Source organism: Dinghuibacter sp. (assembly GCF_035492835.1).
Classification (GTDB): domain Bacteria; phylum Bacteroidota; class Bacteroidia; order Chitinophagales; family Chitinophagaceae; genus Dinghuibacter.
Map to the genome: position 1 here is coordinate 1 of NZ_DATJIY010000093.1, position 24,796 is coordinate 24,796.

27 protein-coding genes are annotated in these 24,796 nt (G+C 56.8%); 14 read left to right on the plus strand and 13 right to left on the minus strand.

What is annotated here, in order from left to right:
- Positions 1-13: 13 nt before the first annotated feature.
- The 5 genes from VL547_RS08610 to map form a co-directional block, all read right to left on the minus strand.
- Positions 14-712 (minus strand): hypothetical protein, encoded by a 699-nt coding sequence (locus VL547_RS08610; protein ID WP_325577248.1) that lies wholly within the window; start codon positions 710-712, stop codon positions 14-16.
- A 33-nt stretch (positions 713-745) separates the two neighbouring features.
- On the minus strand, positions 746-3,466 hold the full coding sequence (locus tag VL547_RS08615) for a TonB-dependent receptor (RefSeq protein WP_325577249.1): 2,721 nt from the start codon (positions 3,464-3,466) through the stop codon (positions 746-748).
- Between the two features lie 63 nt (positions 3,467-3,529).
- On the minus strand, positions 3,530-4,498 hold the full coding sequence (locus tag VL547_RS08620; RefSeq protein WP_325577250.1) for a FecR family protein: 969 nt from the start codon (positions 4,496-4,498) through the stop codon (positions 3,530-3,532).
- Positions 4,495-5,016, minus strand: a complete 522-nt coding sequence (locus tag VL547_RS08625) for an RNA polymerase sigma-70 factor (protein WP_325577251.1) — start codon at positions 5,014-5,016, stop codon at positions 4,495-4,497. The genes VL547_RS08620 and VL547_RS08625 overlap by 4 nt, the downstream gene beginning before the upstream one ends.
- A gap of 37 nt (positions 5,017-5,053) precedes the next feature.
- The gene (map, locus tag VL547_RS08630; RefSeq protein WP_325577252.1) at positions 5,054-5,818 is read right to left on the minus strand and encodes a type I methionyl aminopeptidase; all 765 of its coding nucleotides are present in this window, start codon (positions 5,816-5,818) and stop codon (positions 5,054-5,056) included.
- Between the two features lie 106 nt (positions 5,819-5,924).
- Between map and VL547_RS08635 the strand changes: the two genes are divergently transcribed.
- Together VL547_RS08635 and VL547_RS08640 are read left to right on the plus strand one after the other, a co-directional pair.
- Complete coding sequence (locus VL547_RS08635; protein ID WP_325577253.1) at positions 5,925-6,830, plus strand: lysophospholipid acyltransferase family protein; 906 nt, start codon at positions 5,925-5,927, stop codon at positions 6,828-6,830.
- Between the two features lie 29 nt (positions 6,831-6,859).
- Entirely contained in the window at positions 6,860-7,891 is a 1,032-nt protein-coding gene (locus VL547_RS08640; RefSeq protein ID WP_325577254.1) for a fatty acid desaturase family protein, read from the plus strand.
- Here the strand turns inward: VL547_RS08640 and VL547_RS08645 are convergent.
- The 7 genes from VL547_RS08645 to VL547_RS08675 form a co-directional block, all read right to left on the minus strand.
- Entirely contained in the window at positions 7,834-8,382 is a 549-nt protein-coding gene (locus VL547_RS08645) for a hypothetical protein (protein ID WP_325577255.1), read from the minus strand. The two genes, VL547_RS08640 and VL547_RS08645, sit on opposite strands and share 58 nt — an antisense overlap.
- Complete coding sequence (locus VL547_RS08650; RefSeq protein WP_325577256.1) at positions 8,373-8,846, minus strand: sigma-70 family RNA polymerase sigma factor; 474 nt, start codon at positions 8,844-8,846, stop codon at positions 8,373-8,375. Before VL547_RS08650 ends, VL547_RS08645 begins: the two co-directional genes overlap by 10 nt.
- A 22-nt stretch (positions 8,847-8,868) precedes the next feature.
- Positions 8,869-9,369 (minus strand): DinB family protein, encoded by a 501-nt coding sequence (locus VL547_RS08655; RefSeq protein WP_325577257.1) that lies wholly within the window; start codon positions 9,367-9,369, stop codon positions 8,869-8,871.
- Entirely contained in the window at positions 9,366-10,151 is a 786-nt protein-coding gene (locus VL547_RS08660) for an alpha/beta hydrolase (RefSeq protein ID WP_325577258.1), read from the minus strand. The genes VL547_RS08655 and VL547_RS08660 overlap by 4 nt, the downstream gene beginning before the upstream one ends.
- A gap of 9 nt (positions 10,152-10,160) precedes the next feature.
- Entirely contained in the window at positions 10,161-10,586 is a 426-nt protein-coding gene (locus tag VL547_RS08665; RefSeq protein ID WP_325577259.1) for a hypothetical protein, read from the minus strand.
- A gap of 8 nt (positions 10,587-10,594) precedes the next feature.
- The gene (locus tag VL547_RS08670) at positions 10,595-11,380 is read right to left on the minus strand and encodes a helix-turn-helix transcriptional regulator (protein WP_325577260.1); all 786 of its coding nucleotides are present in this window, start codon (positions 11,378-11,380) and stop codon (positions 10,595-10,597) included.
- 209 nt (positions 11,381-11,589) lie between these two features.
- Positions 11,590-11,982 carry a VOC family protein gene (locus VL547_RS08675; RefSeq protein ID WP_325577261.1) on the minus strand — a complete coding sequence of 131 codons (393 nt, stop codon included), beginning with the start codon at positions 11,980-11,982 and terminating at the stop codon, positions 11,590-11,592.
- A 34-nt stretch (positions 11,983-12,016) separates the two neighbouring features.
- Here VL547_RS08675 and VL547_RS08680 point away from each other — a divergent pair, with 34 nt between their 5' ends.
- From VL547_RS08680 to VL547_RS08695, 4 genes are all read left to right on the plus strand, one after another.
- The gene (locus tag VL547_RS08680) at positions 12,017-12,730 is read left to right on the plus strand and encodes a M23 family metallopeptidase (protein ID WP_325577262.1); all 714 of its coding nucleotides are present in this window, start codon (positions 12,017-12,019) and stop codon (positions 12,728-12,730) included.
- Positions 12,727-13,503: a DUF4846 domain-containing protein gene (locus VL547_RS08685; protein WP_325577263.1), complete on the plus strand. Its 777-nt coding sequence runs from the start codon at positions 12,727-12,729 to the stop codon at positions 13,501-13,503. The genes VL547_RS08680 and VL547_RS08685 overlap by 4 nt, the downstream gene beginning before the upstream one ends.
- A gap of 91 nt (positions 13,504-13,594) precedes the next feature.
- Positions 13,595-14,614: a hypothetical protein gene (locus tag VL547_RS08690; RefSeq protein WP_325577264.1), complete on the plus strand. Its 1,020-nt coding sequence runs from the start codon at positions 13,595-13,597 to the stop codon at positions 14,612-14,614.
- Between the two features lie 135 nt (positions 14,615-14,749).
- A complete protein-coding gene (locus tag VL547_RS08695; RefSeq protein ID WP_325577265.1) occupies positions 14,750-14,971 on the plus strand; it encodes an ORF6N domain-containing protein in 222 nt (73 codons plus the stop codon).
- A 3-nt stretch (positions 14,972-14,974) separates the two neighbouring features.
- Here the strand turns inward: VL547_RS08695 and VL547_RS08700 are convergent, their stop codons facing one another.
- A complete protein-coding gene (locus VL547_RS08700) occupies positions 14,975-15,514 on the minus strand; it encodes a redoxin domain-containing protein (protein ID WP_325577266.1) in 540 nt (179 codons plus the stop codon).
- A 123-nt stretch (positions 15,515-15,637) separates the two neighbouring features.
- Here VL547_RS08700 and VL547_RS08705 point away from each other — a divergent pair, with 123 nt between their 5' ends.
- From VL547_RS08705 to VL547_RS08740, 8 genes are all read left to right on the plus strand, one after another.
- Complete coding sequence (locus VL547_RS08705) at positions 15,638-16,357, plus strand: hypothetical protein (protein WP_325577267.1); 720 nt, start codon at positions 15,638-15,640, stop codon at positions 16,355-16,357.
- Entirely contained in the window at positions 16,323-19,172 is a 2,850-nt protein-coding gene (locus tag VL547_RS08710) for a TonB-dependent receptor (protein WP_325577268.1), read from the plus strand. The genes VL547_RS08705 and VL547_RS08710 overlap by 35 nt, the downstream gene beginning before the upstream one ends.
- Before the next feature lie 2 nt (positions 19,173-19,174).
- Complete coding sequence (locus tag VL547_RS08715; protein WP_325577269.1) at positions 19,175-20,344, plus strand: DUF4249 domain-containing protein; 1,170 nt, start codon at positions 19,175-19,177, stop codon at positions 20,342-20,344.
- 9 nt (positions 20,345-20,353) lie between these two features.
- Positions 20,354-22,687, plus strand: coding sequence for a hypothetical protein (locus VL547_RS08720; protein WP_325577270.1), 2,334 nt, complete (start codon positions 20,354-20,356; stop codon positions 22,685-22,687).
- A gap of 13 nt (positions 22,688-22,700) precedes the next feature.
- Positions 22,701-23,516: an alpha/beta hydrolase family protein gene (locus VL547_RS08725; RefSeq protein ID WP_325577271.1), complete on the plus strand. Its 816-nt coding sequence runs from the start codon at positions 22,701-22,703 to the stop codon at positions 23,514-23,516.
- On the plus strand, positions 23,509-24,060 hold the full coding sequence (locus VL547_RS08730) for a Crp/Fnr family transcriptional regulator (protein ID WP_325577272.1): 552 nt from the start codon (positions 23,509-23,511) through the stop codon (positions 24,058-24,060). Before VL547_RS08725 ends, VL547_RS08730 begins: the two co-directional genes overlap by 8 nt.
- Before the next feature lie 45 nt (positions 24,061-24,105).
- Positions 24,106-24,495 (plus strand): ester cyclase, encoded by a 390-nt coding sequence (locus VL547_RS08735; RefSeq protein ID WP_325577273.1) that lies wholly within the window; start codon positions 24,106-24,108, stop codon positions 24,493-24,495.
- A gap of 69 nt (positions 24,496-24,564) precedes the next feature.
- Entirely contained in the window at positions 24,565-24,720 is a 156-nt protein-coding gene (locus VL547_RS08740; protein ID WP_325577274.1) for a hypothetical protein, read from the plus strand.
- Positions 24,721-24,796 lie beyond the last annotated feature (76 nt).

Consider the following 24,796-nt stretch of genomic DNA (forward strand, 5'->3'; position numbering starts at 1 on the left):
CCCACCGGCCTCTTCAACAAATCAACAACAACCTATTCCGCCCAAATTTCTCCCTCGGCGCACGGTGAAGACACGGAGGGACCTGACTTTCAGGATGATCAACTGCCAGCTTCCATAAGTGACCAATGCCCAGGCTTATTATAGGTGCGTCAGGTTCAGCCTGATAGTGCAGGTCAAAGAAATGTTCACTTAAGAACGATTCAAAACCTTCCTCTGCTCCGCGATATAGTTTCTTAAGTTCATCCCGTATTTCTGGGATAAGCACTTTCTTTTTCCCGTGTGAATTTGGCAATATTTCACTCGACTCGCCATAATAAGTGCATAAAAAGGTGTCTGTCGGTATCGGTGAGCGATCTACATGAAATGAATAAACATCGGTTGGGAAAAACGGGTAAGCGTCATCCTGGTCATAGCGCTTGATCACATTGAGGATGGGCGATGCGCCATGAGCTTTCAATGCCTTCAAGTCATGTAAAAGGATTTCACGGGCAAGTTGCCCTTGCTCACTTAATCGAAGTTGACAAAGCTCCTCCTGATCAACTACCGTTATATTTCCGGTTAGCTCTACCTTTTTAGTGATCTCAGAAAAATCACCTATAAGGTCACGAGTCCAACAAATCGCATTAACTATTCCACTAAATGGCGTAGCAGCAAGGTCTTGAAAATTCGTGACATAGTGAATATGATGCTCAGCCTGGGGTAAATCTGCCATTTGCTGCCAAATCTACCAATCAATTCCTTGAAACTAGAACTTATACCGGAACGAAATCTTAAAGCTCCTCCCCAGCAGCGGCCTCGCCAAAAATATGTATTGCCCGGCGGCGGCGCTTTGGATCTCGCCCTGTCGCGGGTTGCCCTCCGTAAGACCCAGGGAATTGGTCAGGTTGTCGATCACCCCGAAAATGGAGATTTCACGCGTAAGCTTTACCTGGGCGTCCACGTCGACCTTTGTATAGGCGGGAAGGATTTGCGAGTTGGCGACGTCGGTGTAACGCTTGCCTTCGTATTCTATCGCGGATTGCAACCGAAGACGGTCGCCGAAGAGGTTGAACCCGGGCACGACCCTGAACGACGCGCGGGGTACCCTGATCAGGCGGTTTCCATCGTAATTGTATGCCTGCGTCAGGGCGCCGCCGGTGACGGTCTCCGCGACGAGTCCCTCATATACGCCATGCTGCAAGGTGGCTATCGCGGTTATGTCGAACCACTTTACCGGGTACAGGCTGCCCTCGAGCTCGAGACCATAGGTCTTGGTATTCGCGTAGGCGTTCACCTGGGTGAATCCGTTCAGGGTGCTGACTTCATTGGTGAAACCGACGTTGTTGTACTTTGTCCAGAACCCGGTGCCATAAAATGAAAAGAGCCTGCGGGCGTATTTGAAGCCAAGCTCGCCGAGCCCCATCGTCTGGATAACGGCTGTCGCGCTGACGTTGGTGTAGTAAGTGCCGAATCCGGGAATGCGCGCCGCGGAGGTGTATCGGCCAAAAAGACCCATATCGTCCGACAGCTGGTAGTCCGCCCCCACCGTCCAGGTCGTGTAGTTCCAATGCTTGTTATAGCCCTGCCATACCCCCGTACCGGTCGATATGGCGGAGGTGGCATAAGTCCCCAGGTTCACGGTCTTGGATTGCTCCACGACGCCATCCGTCTGCGCGCTTTCATACCGCAAACCGCCATCGAGACGGAAAGCGTGCGTTATCTGCCACTCGTCGCTGGCATAGAGCGCGTTGGTCGTCTGTTCGCCATTGGCGTCGGCCCATTCATAACCATATTGGGATACCCCGTTATTCGAAAATGTCTTTACGACATTCCCGCTGCCGTCCGTGGCCACGATATTCAACAGTCTCGAATTGTTTTGTACGTCCATGTACACCTTCGAAGAAAACCGGCTGAAGTTTTGATTGAAGTGAGCGTAATAGTATCCCAGGTTAAAGTCGTGCTTCGTAGAGCCCGCCACAAAAACGTGAGAAAGATGGAGGTCGTTTATAATTTCCGTCATGGGCATGGTGATGCCCCTCAACCCGCCCTGGATAACCATGCCGTTCCCGTTCTGGCCGGCATTGTTAAAGGTCGTTCCTGACGTTGCGTACTGGAACCCCAATTGCTGTGCGCCCGGCGCCTGCAGCAATAGGGCGGACTGGGCCTTATAAAAGGAATCGGCGGTCAGCAGGTTAAGCGCATAGACGCCGTTACGCTGGGTTTGCATGTTATCGAACCGAAGCGAATTCTTCAAAATCCAATTGTCCGCGAATTCGGTTTGGAATTTGATCGTTACCTGGCTCCGGTTCACGGACGTCCCGAGCGTATTGTCAAAATGGTACTGCGTGCTGTCCCCCTGGATCATGTTCATCCTTTCCGTTTCAGGGCCGGCTATGGCGCCGTAGTGGCCATCGAAACCGGACACCGCCACGATCTTCCCTTTGCTGTTATAGGTCATGGGCATGTCCGTGTAGAACACCACATTGTCATTCATTTGCTTGAAATCAACGCTAAAGGACGATTTTTCCCAGCTTTTGCCGACGTTTACCCGGATCTGCCCGCCATGGTTACCGGTAAAACCGGGGTCCCGCACGCCGGACTCGGTACGAAAAAAACCGCCGGTCGAGACCTTCCATCCGTCGCCGAGGGGCGCGCCCAGCCAGACGTCTTCGCGTAACAGGTTATCACCGCCCAGGCTCAGCTTGAAGATACCCTCTGTTTTCTCGCCCACTGCACGGGGAATAAAGTTTACCGCTCCCGCCGGCGCGTTGGAATAAAAGACCGAAGAGGGTCCCCCACGCACGACTTCAATGGACTGGATGGTCTCGTCAAAACGGAACGCCTGGTCCGCATTCAGGTAGCCCAGGGCCGGGTCGTGTTGAACGGGAACGCCGTCTTCCAGCAATTGGATCGACCCAAAGCCATCCACGGGAACACCCCTCGCCCTTATATTACCGCTCGCTTCGCCCCCGGTCGCTTCGACCCAGAAACCCGGCACCGATTTTAAAGACTCGGTGACGCTGGTGGGCGCCTGCAGGCTAAGGGCATTATACCCGATGCTGGTAACCGAATAGCTTGTCTGAAGCTTGGTACGATTCAAGGCGCCGGCGCGGCCGGTAACGATGATTTCATTCAGACCGTTCTCGACCGCTTTCAATTTAATCAGGAGGGATATGTCCGCGTCGGCCTTTATAGTATACCCGGATATGGTTTGGGTTTGAAAGCCCACATGCGAAATCACAAACGAATACGGTCCGCCCGCGGGTAGATTGCGATACGTAAAGATGCCTAAGGAATCCGTTTGTGTGGCTGACGTCTGACCGGTACTTTGGTTTTTTGCATAGACGGAGGCACCGGCAATCGGCTGTCCGCTCTCGTCATTCACCTGCCCCTTGATGGTATTGGTGTTTTGCGCATTGGCAATCAGGCAGATGGCCAACAATAAGACAGACAGGATCGTTCGGGTTTTGGTGTTGGGGTTGATCATACTCTATTATACGCAACACCCGGGCGGTGCCCTTACCCGTAATATTAACTTAACAAAAGGGGCCTAGTTGCCTATAACAAATCCATCGCCTTGCCGCTCCATGCTGAAATTATTAAGGAGCGCTATGCTTTTGAGTATATGGGAGAGGGAATCCCTGGTATCCGTTCTGCCTATAAACGTCCTATTGCCAAGCCCCTCCTTATTATAGGTGATTTTCGTATGGTAAATGATCTGCAGCTGGTCGAATACCACATCGAGGGGGTAGTCATTGAACACATAGCCGCCGTCTTTATCCTTCTCGAGGTGTAAAATGCGCCCCGAAGCCGTGTCGTTCGGGAGGGGAATACCTACTGCCTTGACGCCACGAGACGCTTGCTTGAAAACAAAAATGTCCCCGGGGGTGAGATAATATTCCTTTTGGGAGCTCTTCACCATTACGCTCCCCTCGTGCAGGATCACCTTCGTGGCGTTGCCCGCGTCATAGGATTTTACCGTGAAACGAGTGCCTAAAACGGTTATCAGGAGACTGTCGCTATGTACCAAAAAGGGTTTGTCCGCGTCTTTCGCTACGTCAAAAATGGCTTCGCCGTTCAATGTCACGTCCCTGCTCACGGCGTTGAAATTTTCGGGATATGTGAGCATACTGTTAGGCATCAGCTCCACAGTGGACCCATCGCTCAGCGCCAGCGTCATCTTCTGATGCGTAGTATTGACGATACCCTTTGCGACGGCCTTCTGGTTTTTTGCGACAAGAATCCAGGACAGCCCCAGAACCAATACAACCGATGCCGCCACCGCGGCCCACCTAAGCCTGAGATGAGATACGGGTCGGGTTTTGCTTATGCCATTCCATAATTTGCCGGAAATATCGGACGATAAAACGCGAGCCGGCTGAAAGTCCTCCCATTCTTCCACACCCATGTATTCTTTCAGCTTAGCCGGGTTTTCCCTGAGCCATTCGTGCACCATGGCCGCCTCCCGGGCGTCACACTTCCCCTCAAAAAAATTCGCTATAATTTCCTCCGTTATCAAACTATATATTTTTTTATCTGCTTCAGCGCCTTATAAATATGCGTTTCCACCGTTTTGGAGGAAACCGACAATGTTTCCGCAATTTCCCGGTAGGACATGCCCTGTTCCCGGCTCATCTCGAATACCTGCTTCCTGACGGGGGGCAGTTCCTTGACGGCCTCCCATATCCTTTTTTGCAATTCGGCCCCGCTCATTTTCTCCGTCGTGCTGTCGATCCCGGCGTCAATATCCAGGCCATCGAGACGGGCTGTCACCGCATCCTTATTGTTGTACTTCCGTAAAAAATCGATGAGTATCGTGGTCGCGATCCTGAACAGCTGGGTGGAGATGGCGTACTCCTCCTGGAGGGTCTGGCGGCTTTGCCAAAGCTTGGCAAATGCCATCTGCACTACCTCTTCCGCGATATATTCGGATTTCGTTTTGTTCAGGATAAAGAAATAAAGTTTTTGGTGGTATTGGTCAAATACTCTTTTGAAGTAAATGCCGTCACCATCCTTTAATTCTTTTACACTTAGCAACGCAATTAGATTTAGTCGAAACTATACAAATATCACCTCAATTCCAAACCCCGTTCATCCCGGTCAAAATAATCGGTTCCCTATCGGTGACCACGATGGTGTGTTCGTGCTGCGCCATAAAACCACCCCTGTTTCCGACCATCGTCCAGCCATCACCCAGGGTTTCAGCATACGTCGAAGTGGTTGAAATAAATGTTTCGATGGCAACGACGGAGTTCTTCCTGAACCTGGTAAGGTTGGACCGGTCCCGGTAATTCGCTATGTCGCCGGGTTCTTCGTGGAGGCTTCGGCCGATACCGTGTCCCGTCAGGTTTTTGATCACTTTGTAACCATGCCTTTTCGCTTCCGTTTCGATTAAATATCCGATATCCGACAGGCGAACACCCCCCTTTATACTATGGATCGCCTTGTACAAAATCTGTTTTGACGCATCCACGAGCTTTTGATGTCCATTGACGTCTTCTCCCAGCACAAACGAGTTGCCATTGTCCGACCAAAAGCCATCTAGTTCCGCCGAAACGTCTATATTGACCAAATCGCCTTCCTTCAGTATCCTTTTATCGGACGGGATTCCGTGACAAAATTCATTGTTTACGCTTATACAGGTCCAGCCCGGAAAACCATAGGCCAGGTAGGGTGCGGATTTTGCACCGAAATCCATGAGGGTTTTCGCCCCATGGTCGTCCAATTGCTTTGTCGTCATACCTGGCCGGGCAAAGTCCCTCATTTCCCGCAAAGTATGGGCCACGGCCTCGCTGGCCTTCTGCATCCCGATCAGTTCCGCTTCTTTAGTTATTGACATATTGATAATTTTACCTACCTTTCCCTCGGTCCCACCTATACATTTTCAGCAAACCTGTGTCAGTCGCCGAAAAGGCGATTGGAGATTCTTTATCCGAGATTAACCCATGCCCGGTCACAAACAGTTGGAGCGTCTGACATATGGTTGCTTGTACGGCGTATTATACGGCCTTTCGCTGTTGCCATTCCCCCTTTTGTACGGGTTATCCGACCTCGTTTGCTTCCTGCTCTACCGGGTATTCCGCTACCGGAAGGCTGTAATTTACAAAAACCTGAAAAATGCCTTCCCCGACGAGGACTCCGCCGCGATCGACAAGCTGGCCCGGGGGTTCTACCGTCACCTGTGCGACCTGTTCCTGGAGACCTTCAAAACATTGAGCATTTCCCCCCAATCGATGCTACGCCATTGCAGCATGGATCCCGAAGCGCTGACCTTGTTCCATGACCTGGCGGCGCGGGATCAGAGCGCGATCCTGATCCTGGGTCACTACGGGAATTGGGAATGGGCGGGGAACACCTTCAGCCTTTTATGCCCACAACCCCTGTCCGTCATCTATCACCCGTTGAGCAGCCCAGCTTTTGACCGGTTGATGTACCACATCCGGACGCGTTTCGGATCGGGTCTTATCAGCATGAACGATACCTTCAAAACGATGGTCCGGCAAAAGGGCACGCTCACGGCAACCGCCTTTATAGCCGACCAGACGCCTCAGCCACAAAAGGCCCACTGGATGACCTTCCTGAACCAGGATACGCCGGTGTTCACGGGCGCGGAGTTGATCGCCCGCAAACTGAACTACCCCATCGTATACGCCGTCGTCAAACGGGTCCGGCGCGGCTATTACACCATCCAGGCCGAACGGCTGGTAGAAGCGCCGGCCGGGCTGATGGAGGGCGAGATAACAGAGCTGCATACCCGGCGACTGGAAAAGGACATCATAGCCAGCCCGGAATACTGGCTGTGGTCCCATAGGCGCTGGAAACACACCCGACCCCAACCCCAACCCGTATAATCCAATATTCAACCCCATATCCAACGATCATGTTAAACGGTAAAGAACTTATCCTCGCCACGAAAAAGTACGCCAAGGAGTGCCCACGCAGCAGTTGGGGCCATACGCTGGTCACGCTGTCACTGCTGCTGATCGCCCTGTCGGGCACCGTTTTTGCCCCACTCCTGGCGCTCCGGATCGTCTCAAGCATCCTGTCGGGCCTGTTGGTCATCCGTTTTTTTATCATCTTCCACGACTTCCAACACCACGCGATCCTGAGGAACAACAAGGCCGCCGACGTCATCATGACCGTTTTCGGCATTTACATCCTGACGCCGCCCAGCATCTGGAAACGATCCCACGACCACCACCATCAACACAACTCGAAACTGTTTAGCGCCGATATCGGCTCTTTTCCCATAGTCACCAAGTCCCGGTTCCTTTCGATGACCTCCAGGGAACGGCTGGGCTATCTGGTGATCCGTCATCCGCTGACGATCCTTTTTGGTTACTTCAGCATGTTCATCTGGGGGATGTGTATGCGGTCCTTCCTGTGCAATCCGAAGAAACACGCCGACTCGCTGGCCGCCCTGCTCCTCCACGCGGGCATAACCGTGTGCGCCTGGTATTTCCTGGGTCCCGTGGGTTGGCTACTCAGCGTTTTTATTCCCTTTTTTATCGGGCACGCCATGGGCGCCTACCTTTTTTATGCCCAGCACAATTTCCCGGGTGTCGTATTCAAGGACCGTTGCGGGTGGACCTACGAAGGCGCCGCCCTGGAGTCCTCCAGCTACATGAAGATGAACCCGTTTATGCAATGGTGCACGGGTAATATCGGTTATCACCACATACACCACCTGAATTGCCGGATACCCTTTTATGCGCTGCCCCGGGCGATGCGTGAAATCCCCGAGCTGCAGCAGGCCAAAACGACCTCGCTGAAATGGAAGGATATATGGGGATGTCTCCGGCTGAAGGTCTGGGACCCGGAAACCCAACAGATGATCGGGTTCCGGGAGATGGCTCAATCTTCCCCCATCTCGCTCATTTCCTCCTCCGCCCTCCGCAGCGACGCGTTATAGTGGACAAACAACCGCCGGGAAACGGCGAATTGCAGGACCAGGTAAAGGGGGACCATCCAGGGCAGGTAGGCGCGTTGTTGGGCGATATCCTTGTTGGCGATCAAACGGAGCGTCACCGGGAGGAAAACGGTTATAAAGACCATTGCCAGCGCTATGTTGACCTTTTGCAGCTTCCGGAAACGGGCCCTGGCCGCCGAAAAAGCCTGAAGGGCCTGCGCGTGGGGCGCTTCGAAGTCGAATCCCCGGAGGCTTATCCAGGATATGCAGGACACCGCCACAAGACAAGCCACCGAAAGGACGCCGCATATCCGCAGTAGCGGACTGTCCAGACCGCCAAAGCGGACCAGCACGAACACTACGATCGCCAGGCACCCCACGGCGCCGAAGCGCTCGAAGCGAACGATGCGCTGCACCCTCCTCCGGGGGCGATTGACCGGCGGGAGCGGCGTGTCCAGCGAGGTCCAGTTCGTTTTTAATTCATCTAAGTCCATACCTGCTTTTTTAACTTGTCCCTGATGCGGGACAAACGGGTGCCCACATTGCTGGGGGAAATGCCCACGATGGCGGCGATCTCTTCGTAGGATTTCCCTTCGAAATAGAGCATGACGATGCCTTTATCCAGCAGACCCAGCCGCCCGATGTGCTGGTGCATCAAGGCAAAACGCTCTTCGACGGCAGCGTCTTCCTCGTAAGCCAGGGTCTCCGGTGGCAGGGCGGTGATCTTCGGCCGGCGTTGTTGCTGTTTGACAAAATAGATGGAGGTATTCATGGCGACCCGGTACATCCAGGTGCCGATGCTGGATCGCCCTTCAAACGTATCGAAGGACTTCCATAACCGGTACAGGATTTCCTGGTACAGGTCCTCCCGGTCATGGCGGTTGTCGGTATATAAACCGGCTACCTTGTACAGCAGACCTTTATGCTTTTCTATGGTATCGAGGAACGCCTGTGCCATCTGTCCCCATTGGTGTATCGGGTCAACCGAAAATCACGGCATCGATGCGTTTTTTCTGGCGGAAATGATGCCGCATGTGCATTTCCGCGAAACGGAGCCAGTCCAGGGCGGAAAAAAAGGCAAATCCCGGGTGCTCGGTTTTGCCGGACGGCTGGGTGAAATCCAGGGCATTCACGGTTGCCCGGATCGACAGCAGCTGTTCCCGCACCTCGGCGATCGAGTCGGGCTGTGGTACGAAAACGCCCGTTGACGGCCCTTCGAGGCGGGTGTCGGGAAAAGACCCCACCACGAACATCCGCTGCGCCATGGGATGCATATCGCCCGACGCGGCCCCCTCCCCCGACAGACACCGCCACATCTCTGAGGCAAAGAAGCCCGTATCCGCGATCAAATGGGTATAAACCTGTCCGATACTCCATTCCCCCGGCGCCGGGGCGCGGCGCAGCGTCTCCGGCGTGTAGCCGTCGAGACAGTCGATCCATTGCTGTAGCGTGGTATTGAAGGCGGCGAGCGCGTCTGTCATGCGTCAAGGAATTCCTGGATCAAAGTTACCACCAAATCGGGTAACGTCCTGCCGGGATCGACCGCCAGGGAACCGCCCAGGTAGTCCTCATGCCCTCCGGGCAAAACGGCGAGCCGCGCATGCGCCATCAGCCTGAAAAGCCTGACCGCGTGCTCCACCAGGACGATGTCCCGGTCCGCATGGAGGATCAAGGCAGGCGCTTGTATGGTGGTTATTTTATCGTCGTCGATGTCCCGGAAATGCTTCATCCGTTCCACATCCCGGTCAAACATGACCTGCAACCGGCCGGCGGCATCGGGATCGTCCTCGTTGTCCGCCATAAACCCGTCCCGTAGCGGTTGTGGCATATGGTCCAGCACCGCGTGGTCAAAACCTTCGAAAAAGCCGGGCGGTATCCCGTCCATGCGCGACAACCCGGAAGCGATCACGAGCTTGCCCAAACGGCCCGGATGCCGGATGGCGAAATGGAGGGCGGTGGTCGCGCCGTTGCTGAATCCCATCAGGTCCGTTTTTCCAATGCCCAATACGTCCAACAGGGCCGCCAGGTTGTCCGCGTCCCGTTCAAAGCTCAACGGGCGTCCGTTGTCGCGCGTGCGGCCATGGGCCTGCGCATCCACGCCAATCACGCATCGGCCCAGGGCCAGTTGCGGGAGGATGCGTCCATAGGTCGTCGTCATGCTGGAGCCCCCGCCATGTAGCAAGGCAAGAGGATGTCCGGAGCCATGCAGCTCATAATACAACTGCAGGTCGTCGATCGGCGCGTATTGTCCTGTGCGTTTCATGGGTTAAAGCTAGCGCAAAAAATATGCCGCGGGTAACCCGATGCACACGATCAGGATCAACACATTGACCAGCGCAAATGTCCACGAAAACGGCCGTTTGGCCGCCCTCGACAGCGGTACCACCCCGAGGGTCATGATCCCCCAGACGACCAGGCCGAACAATGCTGCGCCCCACAGCGGCCGGGTCGCCAGCCAGGGTATGAAAGACCGCAGCACATAGTAGATGGACACCCAGGCCAGCGCAATCAGCATATGAAAGAGTACGCCGACGGCCACCATAACCGGTCCCGCGGTAAAAGCGCGCCGGCCAAAGACGGCGCTGGCAATAAAACGGAACAACAGGGCGGGCTCGCGGTTGCCCCGGGCGACAAACAAAAGGGTGGCCGCGGTCCCGTCCAATAGGCCGGCCAGCAGCCCCGCTGACAAAAGGTTCATGTTTTTGTTCAAAAGTATTGTCCGCGGGATATACCCGTTTTGTAGAAATGCGACAATTCGGAGGGGAGGATGCCGGCATACTGCTTGAACTCGTTGGTCAGGTGGGCGTGATCCGTATAGCCGAAGTCGTAGGCAATCCTTAGCAAGCTTTCCGGGTTGCCCGCCTCCCGGAGCCTTTCGAGCACCTGCCGGAACCGGACGATGCGGATGTATTGTTTGGCGGGAATGCCGGTATATTCCAAAAAAACGCGCTCCAGCGTGCGTCGGCTCACGTGACAGGCCGAAGCGAGGTCTTCCACGGACAACTGTCCACGGCTGTCCAGTATCTGCTGGTAGATGGCGCCGAAGTCACGGTGACCAAAACGCGGCCTGGCACCGAAATAGGCGTCGAGCCTGTCAGCCAAGCCTTCTTCGGCGGCCAATTCCGCTTCCAGTGCGGGATCGCGGAATTCAACCAACCGGTCCACGGCGGCCTTCATCGGTGTGCGATACAGGGCAAACAAACCGCCGGGGCGAAATCGAACGCCCGTCACGCGACAAGGTCCACCGCGGACCACGCCATAGGCGCTCATGGTACCGCCCACGTATAGGACGCCCGGGCGCAACGGTATGGACTCCCCCGTATCGGCTTTCGGCGCGAAAAAAACCGTCGCCTCTCCCGCGTTACGCATGAGGTCGGCGCAACCATCCGCATACACCCTGCGGGCGGTCGTTTGCGACCGGGACCATCGTATCCAGTAGGCTTCGATATAGGGCTGGAGGGCCTTTGCAGGGGTATATTCCTTGAAAGTCATGGGTGTTTAGGTAATCATTATGTTAAAACCTGTTCATATTGCGGCTTTAACATTACCCTTAACAGAGGCGGTTGTATATTTGTATTGTCAAACAACGAAAGCAGTCAATTTTCTCATAAGCAGTTAGTTTTGGTGAAGCGGCCCCTGTTTCCACAGGGGCTTTTTCGTGCCCGTACCGCAGCGCGTGATGGCCCGTTTCACATTCACAATCAAAGCATTATAACCTTCTCGATCAACCAATGGTACCCCAGCGGATCGACAAAAGAGCCCTGCCGGTACCCATAATCATAGTCCTGGGCCGGATGGGTAATAACGGCGCCGGCGGATTCGGCGGCGGCCATGACAGCGTCCACGTCTTCCACGAACAAACCCAGTGTGGTCGTAACGCCTCCGTGTCTGGCGGGCGGAAAGGCGGTCCCGTCCACTGATTCCTGGTGGAAATGAAAAAGCGCGCCGTCGATCGACATCTCCGATACGTGTATGCTGCCGTCGTCATTATTGAAGCGACGGAGCTCGCGTGCGCCGAATACCTTTGGATAGAAGTCCAGCTCCATGGTGCCATTGGGGATGACCAGCTGCGGGGCAAAGAAGGGAGTAGCCATGATACAATGTACGGCGGAAATCGTATTTTACTGCATGCACTATATCGTTATCCTTTTATTACTTTTTACGCCAGGTGCGCCACAGGACGTCCCCGCGGACCTGCGGGGCCTCTGCGCCAGCTTCGATTCGCTGAACACCGCCATCCTCGATGGAACCATCCCCAGGGCGACCGCCGCCGGCCGGTGTAAGCAATTGCTCGCGGAAATAAGGGCGGCAGCCCCTGCCGCGCGGGATACGCTCTGGACCTTCCCCCTGAAGGGTTACACCTATACGGCGATCGGCGGCACTAACGGTAACGGTTACGCGGACAAGGGCTACCGTTACCTGGACGGCAACCGGCACCTGGCGCACCCCGCGCACGACATTTTTATACGGGACAAGGACCAGGACCAAATGGACGACCGGACGGGCGCGCCCGTGGACGTGCTGGCTGTGAGCGACGGGATCGTCATCGCGTGCCGCGACCACTGGGACATCCATAGTTCCCTCCGCGGCGGAAAATATATCTGGTTGTATCACCCGCAGACGGGCCTGATTACCTACTACGCCCACAACCGAGCGATCCTTGTCTCGCCCGGCGACGTTGTCCGCCGTGGCCAGAAGATCGCCGAGGTGGGGCGCACGGGTTTTAATGCGTATCCGCGGCGATCGCCGACGCATCTGCACTTTTCTTCCTTTACCACCGCGGACGGCCTGCCCGTGCCGTTCAACGGATTTGCAAGACTAAAAAATGCGCAGCACGTATGATGTGGTTGTTACTTCTCTGGTGCGCGATGTTCCCGCCGGACCGGGTCATCGACCGTTTTCCCCCGGACCGCGTGATCGACCGTTTTCCCCCTCCCCCCGGGTATCACCGGTGCGTCGTCACACCCGGCAGCTATTCGGAATGGCTGGGCGAGCTCCCGCTAAAACCCAAGGGCACGCCTACGCGTACCTACCGCGGCGCGATCGCGGCTACCAACCCCTATACCGGGGCCGTGGTCGATATGAGCGTGGGCTCTGAGGACCTCCAGCAATGCGCCGACGCGGTCATGCGGCTGAGGGGGGAGTACCTCTATTATAAAAGGAGGTACAAGGACATCGCCTTTACTTTTACCAGTGGTTTCCGGTGTGACTATCTGCACTACGCGCAGGGCTATCGCTTTCGCGCGGGCCGCTGGGTCCTCGCCGCCGCGCCCGACTATACCTATAAAACTTTTATGCAGTACATGCGCCTTGTATTTATGTATTGCGGTACCCTCTCGCTGGAAAAAGAATTGCAGCCGGTAAAAGACGCGCGGACCCTGCAGGCGGGGGATATCTTTATACATGGGGGCTCGCCCGGCCACTGCTTCATCGTGCTCGAAGCCGTGGAGAACGACAAAGGGCAACGGTTATTGTTACTCGCGCAAAGTTTTATGCCCGCGCAAAACATACAGATCGTGCAGGTTTCGGGAAATCCCTGGTTTGGCGCCGATGGAGGCGCGCCGGCCCTGCCATACGGCGAATTAATCCAACTTTCTTACGCCAAACGGTTCTAACAATCAGCTAAATACAACTTTCTTTAACAGTCCCTTTAAACCATTCATCCCATTTACCATCTTATTTACAAAACAAAAAAGACGGTAAATTATGAAAACTACTATCCTAACCCGTTGCGTTATGGCTCTGATGATGGCGGGCGCTGCCTTCACCGCCTGCACCAAGAACAACATGAACGGGTCCAGCAGCACAGACGCTGGCACTACGGCCAATCTTCAAACCGCGGCCGATGATGAATCCCAGGTCTCCTACGAATCAGACGCCATGGACAACGACGCCAACACGGCCCTGAACGGCCAGACGGTCGTATCCGGCAGCAGTTTCAACGCTCCGGGATCCACCACCGTACGGACGACGATGGGCGTCAATCAAACCGATGGCGGCGGCAACATCATCGACAACAACAGCATCTGTGACGCCACCATTACGTACGCGGACACCAACGGCGCCCGGACCATCACCATCGTCTACAACGGCTCCAACTGCTCCGGCAACCGTACCCGCACCGGGACCGTCACCATCTCCATCCCCGACAACGTTTACTGGAAAAACGCCGGCGCCGTTGTCACCCTCCAGATCAGCAACCTGGCGATCACGCGTATCCGCGATGGCAAAACGTGGATCATCAACGGCACCAAGACGTACACCAATGTCAGCGGCGGCCTGCTCGTCGACCTCCCCAGCCTCGACTCGGTCGTACACAGCATCAGCGGCAACATGCAGATCACCTTCGCCAGCGGTAACCAACGCACCTGGAGCATCTCCAAGCGCCGCGTCTTCACCTATAACGACGGCGTCTCCCTGTCAACCACCGGTACCCACAGCGACAGCCTGGGCAACAGCAACGTGGCCGAATGGGGAACCAACCGCTTTGGCGTAACCTTCGAATCGCTGATAACCCAACCCAAGACCATCGCCCAAAGCTGCGAGTTCCGCCTCACCGGTGGCCAGAACCAGGTGATCCGTTCCGACGACTGGACCTCCACCATCACCTACGGCCTCGACGCGGGCGGTGACCCCACCGGCTGCCCCGGCACCGGAACCTACTACTATAAACTCGTCGTCTCCCGCCCGAACGGAAAGACATACACCTATATCCTGCCTTATTAAACCTTAGTTTTTTTCGTACGCTAGACCTCCCACTCCGTGGGAGGTTTTTTTATTCCCGCTCAGCATCCGCATCCCTGCATCCCGGGAACGGACCCGGGTTCCGACGGATGGTTTTAAGATATTCCTGGTTCGGGGATGTTTCAATTGACAGACAATGACTTGCGCAGTTTGCGGTCGCAAATTGCGACCGCAAACTTTAGTATGCGGCGGGCAATGCCCTATGCCTTTACCGAACAAGGCGTGGCCATGCTATCCAGCGTTCTCAATGAAGAGATCCAGCAGATCCTGACTTATCTGAAAAAACTCTTCACAGCGCCACCGCCGCCACCCAGAAACCTGATCGGCTTCAAAACATGAAAATCAATTGATCCAACACCCCACCGCCTCGCGATAGTCAATCCCCACCGGCCTCCCCGCCTGGGCGTCGGCAATCGCCAGCTGGAGGTAGGGCTGGGTGGGCTGGAGGCGGGTCTTGCCGAGACCGGCGGCCATGTCGTCGATGGCGCCGTGATAGAGGATGGCGTGCCGGGCGTCGAGCAGGAAGGCTTCGGGGGTGACGGCGGCATGCAGGCGCAGGGCGAGCAGCTTATCGGGGTCTTTTGCCAGGCTGAAGCGGATATGGTATTTATCGCGGTATCCGGCATAGTCGCGATCGGTATATCCGCGGCCGGGAAAAACGCCCACGAAAGTCACGGCGCCCTGGTATTGGGTCTGGAGCGCGTTGAGGGCGACGCTATAGCGTTGGCAGAAGGGACAATCGGGCGCGAGGAAAACGACTACTACGAGCGGGGTCCGCACGTCGGACCAGGAGAAGTGCCCGCCGGGCAGCGGGACCAACGGGGGCAGGGGGGCGCGCAATGCGCCCATGGATAACGCGAGAAAAAGAAGCGCCCACCGCATACCCGCAAAGATACAAGAACACACGTTAGCCAGCACGTTTCTCGATCCCGGCGTTCAATACCTTGAAAATCCCGGTCATTTCGCCTATTTTACATCATCCTGATACGATTGCCCTAACCACACATGAAAAGATTAGCGCTGCTGTGCCTTTCCTTATGGCTCGTCCACCGGACGTGCGCCCAGTCCGATAGCTCGGCTTTTGCAGGGGCTATTTCCCAGTTCCACAAGATATTGTCGCCGGAGAACGGCTTATATAATGGGAGCGAATACGTGGATTATGCTGCTTCGCTGAAAAACGGTCACCCCTACTTTGGCTCGGCCCAACCCTTCCCGGGGCGGGTTACCTACGACGGCATGACATACGACAACCTGACGCTGTGGTATGACGTGGTACGCGACGGGTTGGTGACGGTGCCGCCCAATATGGGTTTCAAAATGGTCCTGAACAGCCCGAGGGTTAAGTCCTTTTACCTTGACGGCCGGAAGTTCATCCGGCTGGTGCGGGACAGCACGCACGACATACGGACCGGTTTTTACGAGGTGTTGTATGAAGGCCGGGTGCGGCTGTTGAGGAGGACCAGCAAGAACATCCAGGAGAGCGTCACGACCACGGGGGTAGAGCACTATATCTACGCCGACAGCAGCTACCACCTCGAAAAAGGAGGACATTACTATTCGATCAATAAAAAGAAATCGGTCCTGGAAGCCCTCTCCGACAAAAGAAAGGAAGTGCAGGCATACATACGGAGGAATAAGCTTTCCCTGAAAAGAGGAAAGGACGAGAGTCTTACGCAGATCATCACCTACTATGACGGACTTCCTTATGCAGACGCTTCCCGGTAAACGCGCCGCAAGGCGGCTCACGATAAGGCTCGCGCCAAGGCTGGCGGCCGTGCTCGCGTTTATGGCGGTGCTCGCGGCGCCGCAGTCGCTACGCGCGCAGCGCCGCGTCACGATCGCGCTGGACTCCGCCCGTTTCGACACGCTGGTGCAGATCGTCGAGCACCAGGCCGCGGTGCACTTTTTCTACGACACCACCCAGACCGACAGCCTGAAGATCACGCTCCATGTTAAGGACGAACTCCTGGAAAAAGCGCTCACGCTGGCCCTCGACCGAACGGGATTGTTCTTTGCGGTCGACGCAAACGGGAACGTATTTATCTCCAAGGGCTACGCGCTGGAGCTGGGGACACCGGCCTTCCAGCCCGACACCGGGGCGATAGCCAAAACCGAACAACACGTCAACCGGCGCCCCGTACAAGACGCTGCCAGGGAAACCCCCAGCACCGAAGAACAAGACGCTACCCTCCGTGAAGCCGTTATCCAGGCCAAGCTGTTTATCGTCGGGGAGAAATCCGACAATCCGGGCAACGTCACGCTGGCTGGATACGTCCGGGATGCAAAGTCGGAAGAACCGATCATCGGGGCGTCCATCGTCGTCGACAATTCGCACAATGGTGTCGCCACCGACCAATACGGGTACTATTCCCTCAGCCTGCCCAGGGGGCGGCACGTTCTCTATATCCAAAGCATCGGGATGCGCGACACCCGCCGCCAGGTCCAGGTCAACGGCGAAGGCCGGTTCAACATCGAGATGCAGGGGCAGGTCCTGGCGCTCCGGAACGTGGTGATTTCGTCCGAGAAGGCCAGCAACATCCGTAGCCTCACGATGGGGATGCAGCGCCTGGACATCAAGGCGATCAAACAGGTGCCCGTAGTCTTTGGCGAGGCCGACGTCCTGCGCGTCGTGCTGACGCTTCCGGGCGTGAAATCGGTGGGCGAGTCCTCCACGGGGATGAATGTCCGGGGCGGCGCGGCGGACCAGAACCTGATCCTGCTCAACGACGCCACGATATACAACCCATCCCACTTCTTTGGTTTGTTCTCGGCGTTCAGCCCGGAAATCGTCAAGGACGTGGAGTTGTACAAAAGCAGCATCCCCGCCCAATACGGCGGCCGTCTTTCCTCCGTGCTGGATGTGAGCACCCGTGAGGGCAACAAAAAACAATACGAGGGATCGGCGGGCATCGGTCTGCTGACCAGCCGGCTCAACCTGGAAGGCCCCATCGTCAAGGACAAGTCCTCCTTTATCATCGGCGCCCGCACCACCTATGCCAACTGGCTGCTCAACCTCCTGCCGGATCAGTATAAGAACAGCCGCGCCTCCTTTTACGACATCAACCTGGGTATCACCCAGGAGATCAACAAACGCAACACCCTTTTTATAACGGGTTACCTCAGCCAGGACCGGTTCAACCTCAACAGCGATACCACCTACAGTTATGGCAACCGGAATGCGTCGCTGAAGTGGAAACACATCTTCAACAACAAGCTCAACATGGAAGCGGTAACCGGCTACGACCGCTACCAATACCGGATCGATGCCATCAACAACCCGGTCACCGCGTCCCGGCTGGGATTCGATATCAACCAATTCTACCTGAAAGATCACTTTAAATACTACCTCAACTCCAAGCACACACTGGAATTCGGCTTCCAGTCCATCCACTACAAGCTCCATCCCGGGACCTATACGCCGGTAGGGGACAAGTCCCTCACCATACCCGATACGCTGCAAACCGAGCGCGCCCTGGAAAGCGCTCTCTTCCTCAGCGACGAATACAAGGTGACCGGCGATCTGTCGATCGAGGCGGGCATCCGGTATTCGATGTTCAATTTCCTCGGACCCTCCAATGTCAACGACTACGCACCCGGCGAGCCCCTCACCGCGGGCAACCTGACCGGGACGACGCCTTATCCCGGCGGGAAGTTCATCAAGACCTATTCGGGTCCGGAGTACCGGTTATCCGCGCGCTACAGCCTCGGCGAGAATACCTCGCTAAAGGCCTCTTTCAACACCGGCCGGCAGTACATCCACATGCTGTCCAACACCACCGCCATGGCGCCCACCGACATCTGGAAGCTCAGCGACACCCACATCCTTCCCACCACCGGGGCCCAATATTCCCTGGGGTTGTACCGGAACTTCGCCTCCAATACGATCGAGACTTCGGTGGAGGTATACTACCGGAACATGGACAACTACCTCGACTACAAGGACGGCGCCGTACTGGTCATGAACCATCACATCGAAACCGACGTGATGAGCACCCATGGCAGGGCCTATGGCGTGGAGTTCCTGGTGCGCAAACAAACCGGGAAGCTCAACGGATGGTTCTCCTATACCTACTCCCGGACGCAACTCCAGATGAACGACCCCCTGGCCGGTGAAATCGTCAACGGCGGCAACTGGTACCCAGCCAGCTACGACGAGCCGCACGACGTCAACCTGGTCGGCAACTACAAGGTCAACCACCGCTTCAGCGTTTCTCTAAACACGGTCTACAACACCGGCCGCCCAATCACGCTCCCCATCGGCGTATTTTATTACGCGGGTTCCGAGCGGGCGCTGTACTCAGACCGGAACGCCTACCGCATCCCCGATTATTTCCGGATGGACCTCGCCATGAACATTGAAGGCAACCACAAGATCCACCAGAAGACGCATAACTCCTGGACGATCGGGGTATATAACCTGACCGGGCGTCAAAACCCCTACTCGGTCTATTTCGTTTCACAAAACGGGGTCGTCAACGGATACAAGCTCTCCATCTTTGGTAGCGCCATCCCATACATAAACTTCAACATCCGCTTTTAAATATGAGGCGTTTCGGTATCATATGTTGCATATGCATCGCGGGTTGCGTAAAGCCCTACAGCCCGCACCTGAACAACCCGCCCACCGGCTACCTGGTGGTCGAGGGCAACATCAACGCGGGGGCCGGCCCTTCCACCATTATCCTCAGCCGGTCGGTGCCCCTTACCGACACGGCCAGCGAGGTGTTTGAAGAGGGCGCCACGGTCGCCCTGGAAGGCTCCGACGGCACCACCTACGCCTCCGCCCCCGGAGCCAACGGCACGTACACCTTCGGCGCGCTCCCGCTGGACACGACCAAAACCTACCGCCTTGACATACATACCGCCGGGGACGTCGAATACCAGTCGGACTATGTCCACGTCATCCCCAACCCGCCCATCGACAGCATCAGCATCATGTACAAGGGAACGGACGGCGTCTATGTGAACGTCAATACCCATAACCCCTCGGACAACACCCGTTATTACCAGTGGTCTTACTCCGAAACCTGGGAATACAACTCCGCCGAATACAGCTCCATGGAATTCGACCCCGTGACCGACACCGTCATCGTCCGGCCACCCGGGAATCAGATATTCACGTGCTGGAAGGGAGACAGCTCCACCGACATCCTGATCTACACCAGCACCAAGCTATCCCACGACGTCGTGTCCGAGTTCCCCCTCACCTTTATCGCGGAAGGCGACCAGCGGCTGAGCGTGGAATACAGCATCAACGTACACCAGTACGCCCTCAGCGCCGACTGCTACAACTACCTCCTGCTGATGCAGTCCAATACCGAGAACCTGGGCTCCATCTTCGACCCGCTGCCCTCCAACCTGAAGGGCAACATCCATTGCGTCAGCGACCCCTCCCAGACGGTCGTGGGTTTTGTCAACGTGTCATCCGAACAAACGCTCCGGATTTTTGCGAGACGCCCCCCTTATTGGCCCTACATCTTTACCTGTCCCGAACCGGACACGATCGTCCCCTCCGTGCCAAAGGGTCTCTATACCTGGTTCTTTACCGGCATAGCGCCCGTTCCCCCGATCAATACGGACCATCCGCCGATGGGCATATACGTACCCATAGAGATGAACCCCATGGGTCCGGGGTGGGTTTCCAACCTCATCGAGTGCGTGGACTGCCGGCAACTGGGCGGCACTACGACCCAACCCTGGTTCTGGCAATAAACAGTACGAATGAAACAGCTGAGTATTCTCCTAACCTTTTTGTCCCTGCAGGGTTACCTACGGGCCCAGGACGATCTCTTACGGCACTGGGCCGCCTACCGCGGCACGCACCTGTATGAAAAGGTCTTTGTGCAAACCGACAAGGATTACTATCTCTGCGGGGAGCTGTGCTGGTTCAAGTGCTACGACGTCTCCGCGGCCAACCGAAAGCCGCTTTCCCTAAGCCGGGTGGCCTACGTAGAAATCCTGGACGCCCGCGGTAAACCCGCCCTCCAGGCCAAGATATCCCTGGACGCGGGCAGCGGCGCCGGGTCGCTGTATCTGCCATCCACGCTGGCGTCGGGCGTCTATACCCTGAGGGCTTATACCCGTTGGATGAGGAACGAGCCGGCCTCGTATTATTTTGAAAAAAACATCTCCGTCATCAATACCCGTCAGGCTTTGCCTGCCCCGCCGGCGAAAACACCGCCCGCGCCGCGGGTCGCGTTTTTCCCGGAGGGAGGGAACCTCGTCGACGGTATTCCGTCGACCATCGCCTTCCAGGCGACGGACGCCTATGGCGACCCCCTGGATGTCACCGGCGTACTTATCGATGATCGCGGGGATACCCTCCAACGGGTTAGCCCCCGGGCCCAGGGCATGGGACGCTTCGAGCTGACGCCCCAGGCCGGCAGACGCTACCGGGTAAGGATAGGCGACACCACCCTGGCGCTGCCGGATGCCTACGCACAGGGCTACGTCCTGCACCTGGACACCGCGGCGGACGGGCGGCTTCGGATCGCCGTTCGCTCGACGAACGCGGGCAGGGTCTTTTTGCTGGTCCACTCCAACGCCAGCATGGAAGTCGCGGAGGCGGCCCCTCTAACGGATGGACAGGCCACCTTCTATGTCGACCCGGCGAAGCTGGAAGCGGGGATCGCCCACCTGACCGTCTTTAACGACGACCGCCAGCCGGTTTGCGAGCGCCTCTGGTTCAAGCAGCCCGGCGACGACCACGGGCTACGGCTGGAAACGGACAAGCTCCATTATAACACGCGTTCAGGCGTCAGCGTTCACGTAGGGGCCCCGGCGGGTCTCACCGGAACGGACCTTTCGGTAGCCGCCTACCGGCTGGACTCCTTACAGAGCGTCCCCGAGCAAAACATTTACAACTACCTCTGGCTGACGTCGGACCTCGGCGGTCTCGTATCGCACCCCGGGTACTATTTCGACCACCCGGAGGCCCTGGACAACCTGCTGTTGACTCGGGGCTGGCGGCGTTTCCGCTGGGAAGACGTATTAAAGGACACGACACCGGTATTCACCTATGCCCCCGAGTACAACGGACACCTCGTCACCGGCCGGGTCGTGGATACGCGGAGCGGCGCCCCGGGCGTCAATATGGAAGCCTACTGCTCCGCGCCCGGCAACCGCACCCTCTTCCAGACCGCCATCAGCGATTCGTCGGGCCGCGTCGCCTTCAATTTCCCGGATATGTTCGGCACTTCACAGATTGTCGTCCAGACCAACCTGGCCACTCTGGACAGCTTCTATCGTATAGACGTGGATAACCCGTTCTCCGAGATCTACCCCGCTTATCCGCTGCCCGCTTTCGCCCCGCCGCTGGACAATCCGGTCACGCTTACGGAGCACAGCCTTTCGATGCAGGTACAGAACGCCTATGCGGCCATGCGCTCCCAGTCGCCCTTTTTGCCCCCGGCGGCGGACACCACGGCTTTTTACCTCCATCCCGACCTGACCTACATGCTCGACGACTATGTACGCTTCACCACCATGGAGGAGGTCCTGCGGGAGTATGTCCAGCTCGTCAACGTCTACCGGAAGGGAGAGCACTTCCACCTTTGGGCCTACAACGGTCCCGCGGCCCAGCCGTTTGACGAAGACCCCTTTATCCTGCTGGATGGGGTGCCCATCTTTAACACCGACCAGTTTATGAAATACGATCCCCTGAAACTGCGCCGGCTGGAAGTCCTTACGCGCCGGTATTTCCTGGGAGGCGTTTTCTTTACCGGGTTGCTCAACTGGACCACCTATCGCGGCGACCTGAACGGCTACCAGCTCGACCCGCACGCCACGGCGCTGGACTACGAAGGCCTCCAGGCCAAACGGACCTTTTATAGTCCCACCTACGCCACCAACGCGCAAAAGGCGTCGCGTCTGCCCGATTACCGGAATGTCCTGTATTGGGACCCGCAGGTATCTTTGCCCGAAAAGGGGGATGGCGTGGTCCGCTTCTTTACCTCCGACCTGCCCGGGAAGTACGTCCTCGTCGTCCAGGGGATCAGCGCCCAGGGCACACCCCTCTATGGCGAAACGACCTTCGAGGTACAAGGCGCCGAATAACCTACTTTTGCGCATGCGCTCTTTAATCCTTCTCCTCCTGCTGCTGCGCGCCGGAATGGCGTACGCGGCCCACGTCGACACCGTCGCCGTCTACAGCCCTTCGATGCACAAGGACATCAAAACAGTGGTGATCCTTCCCGACGGCTACGACCGCGACAAACATTACCCGGTCGTCTACCTGCTCCACGGCTATAGCGGTAACTACGCCGACTACGTCCGGAACATCCCCGGAGTCGCCCAGGACGCGGACGCCTATCACCTGATTATCGTCTGCCCTGACGGCCGCTTCAACAGCTGGTACTTCGACAGCCCCGTCGACACCGGTTCACACTACGAAACCTTTGTCAGCTCCGAGCTGGTGGGCTGGATAGACAATCACTACAGCACCATCCGCAACCGGTCCGGCCGCGCGATCACCGGTCTCAGCATGGGCGGTCACGGGGCGTTGTACCTCAGCTTCCGCCACCAGGACATCTATGGCGCAGCCGGCTCTATGAGCGGCGGCGTGGACCTGAGACCCTTCCCCGACAACTGGAACATCAAAGACCAGCTCGGCCCCTACGACAAATACCCTGAACGCTGGGAGGACCACAGCGTCGTAAACCTCGTATACCTGCTCCACCCCAACACGCTGCCATTTGCGCTCATCTTCGACTGCGGCACCGACGACTTTTTCTACAAGGTCAACGTAAACCTCCACAACCTCCTCGTGGAGCGCAACATCCCCCACGACTTTATCACCCGTCCCGGGGGGCACGCCTGGACCTATTGGAGCAACTCCATACGGTACCAGCTGCTGTTCTTTCACCGGTTCTTCCAGCATGCCTGAGCTCTTTGACGGCTTGTCGCCGGAAGCTTCACTCCTTGTCCAAACTGCAGCATCACGCCATGTCTGGGGCCGGGGCACCTACCTCCTAAGGGAAGGCGCCCCGGCTCGTCATATCCACGGCATCGAACAAGGGGCGGTGCGCGTGCGCTACCTGAAGGATGGGAAGGAAATAAATTTGCGGTTCCTTTTCGAAGGCGCATTCGCCACCAACCTCAAAAGCCTGCGAAGCGGCGCTGCCGCCGATTGCTCGCTGGTAGCCATGGAGCGTACCACTACGCTCACCCTCGAAGGCTCTGCGCTCCGAATATTGTATGACCGGTCGCCCGAGGTCGAACGATGGGGCCGCTCCTTGCTGGAGAGCCTGCTCATCCAGGAACAGGGGCACGCCGACCTCTTCAAACTGTACACCCCTGAAGAACGCTACGCCTGGCTGAAGCAGCACGAACCCGCGTTGATCCAACGCGTGCCGCAGACCCAGCTGGCCTCCTATCTCGGCGTCAGCCGCGAATCCCTGAGCCGTATCCGCGCGCGGTTGCGAAAGTGACGAACGTCACAGGCTTTTGCATCTCGCGGCGCCTAGCTTCGCGGCATGATAGCAGCAATAATCACCCACTACATCGAGCGCACGTGGAACAACGGCGCCGTTCCCGACCTCCACCCGGACTACGTCGACCACGGTCTTCCCCCCGATCTCCCTCCGACCGCCGAAGGCGTCCGTCGCTGGATAGCGCTCACGTCCGCCTCCTTTGAGCACCATACCGTCATCGATCACCAATTGACCGAAGGCGATAAAAGCATCGTGCTGATCACGATGCGGATGCGGCACATCGGAACCTGGCGGGGGATACCGCCTACCTTCAAAGAGGTGTCCATCCGTGGCTACCGACTTTTCCGGGTCGCGGATGGAAAAATCATCGAGCATTGGGCGCTCATCGACGGGAACGCGCTCGAAAAGGCCCTGCGGCCGCAGGGTCTCTGACGGCCGCCCGTTTTTTCGAAAAAAAAGTTGAAAACCGCGGTGTCTTTTGAGAGGTTATCCGTTTTACTTATGACAACAGATAATCCGAACCACGAAAACAACATCGTTATGAACAACAGTATTACCCTCGAAGTCACTGCGGGCATCGCTACGTTTATCGCCATCGCGCTGTTCGTTTCCTACCACATCGTCCGTTTCAACAAACGCTTAGGCGACCAATTCTAAACCGGGACGGACCAACGCTACACTGAAAGGTTTTTCCAAAGTTAAATAAGGCACATAGGTTAATGGCTCTGGGCCG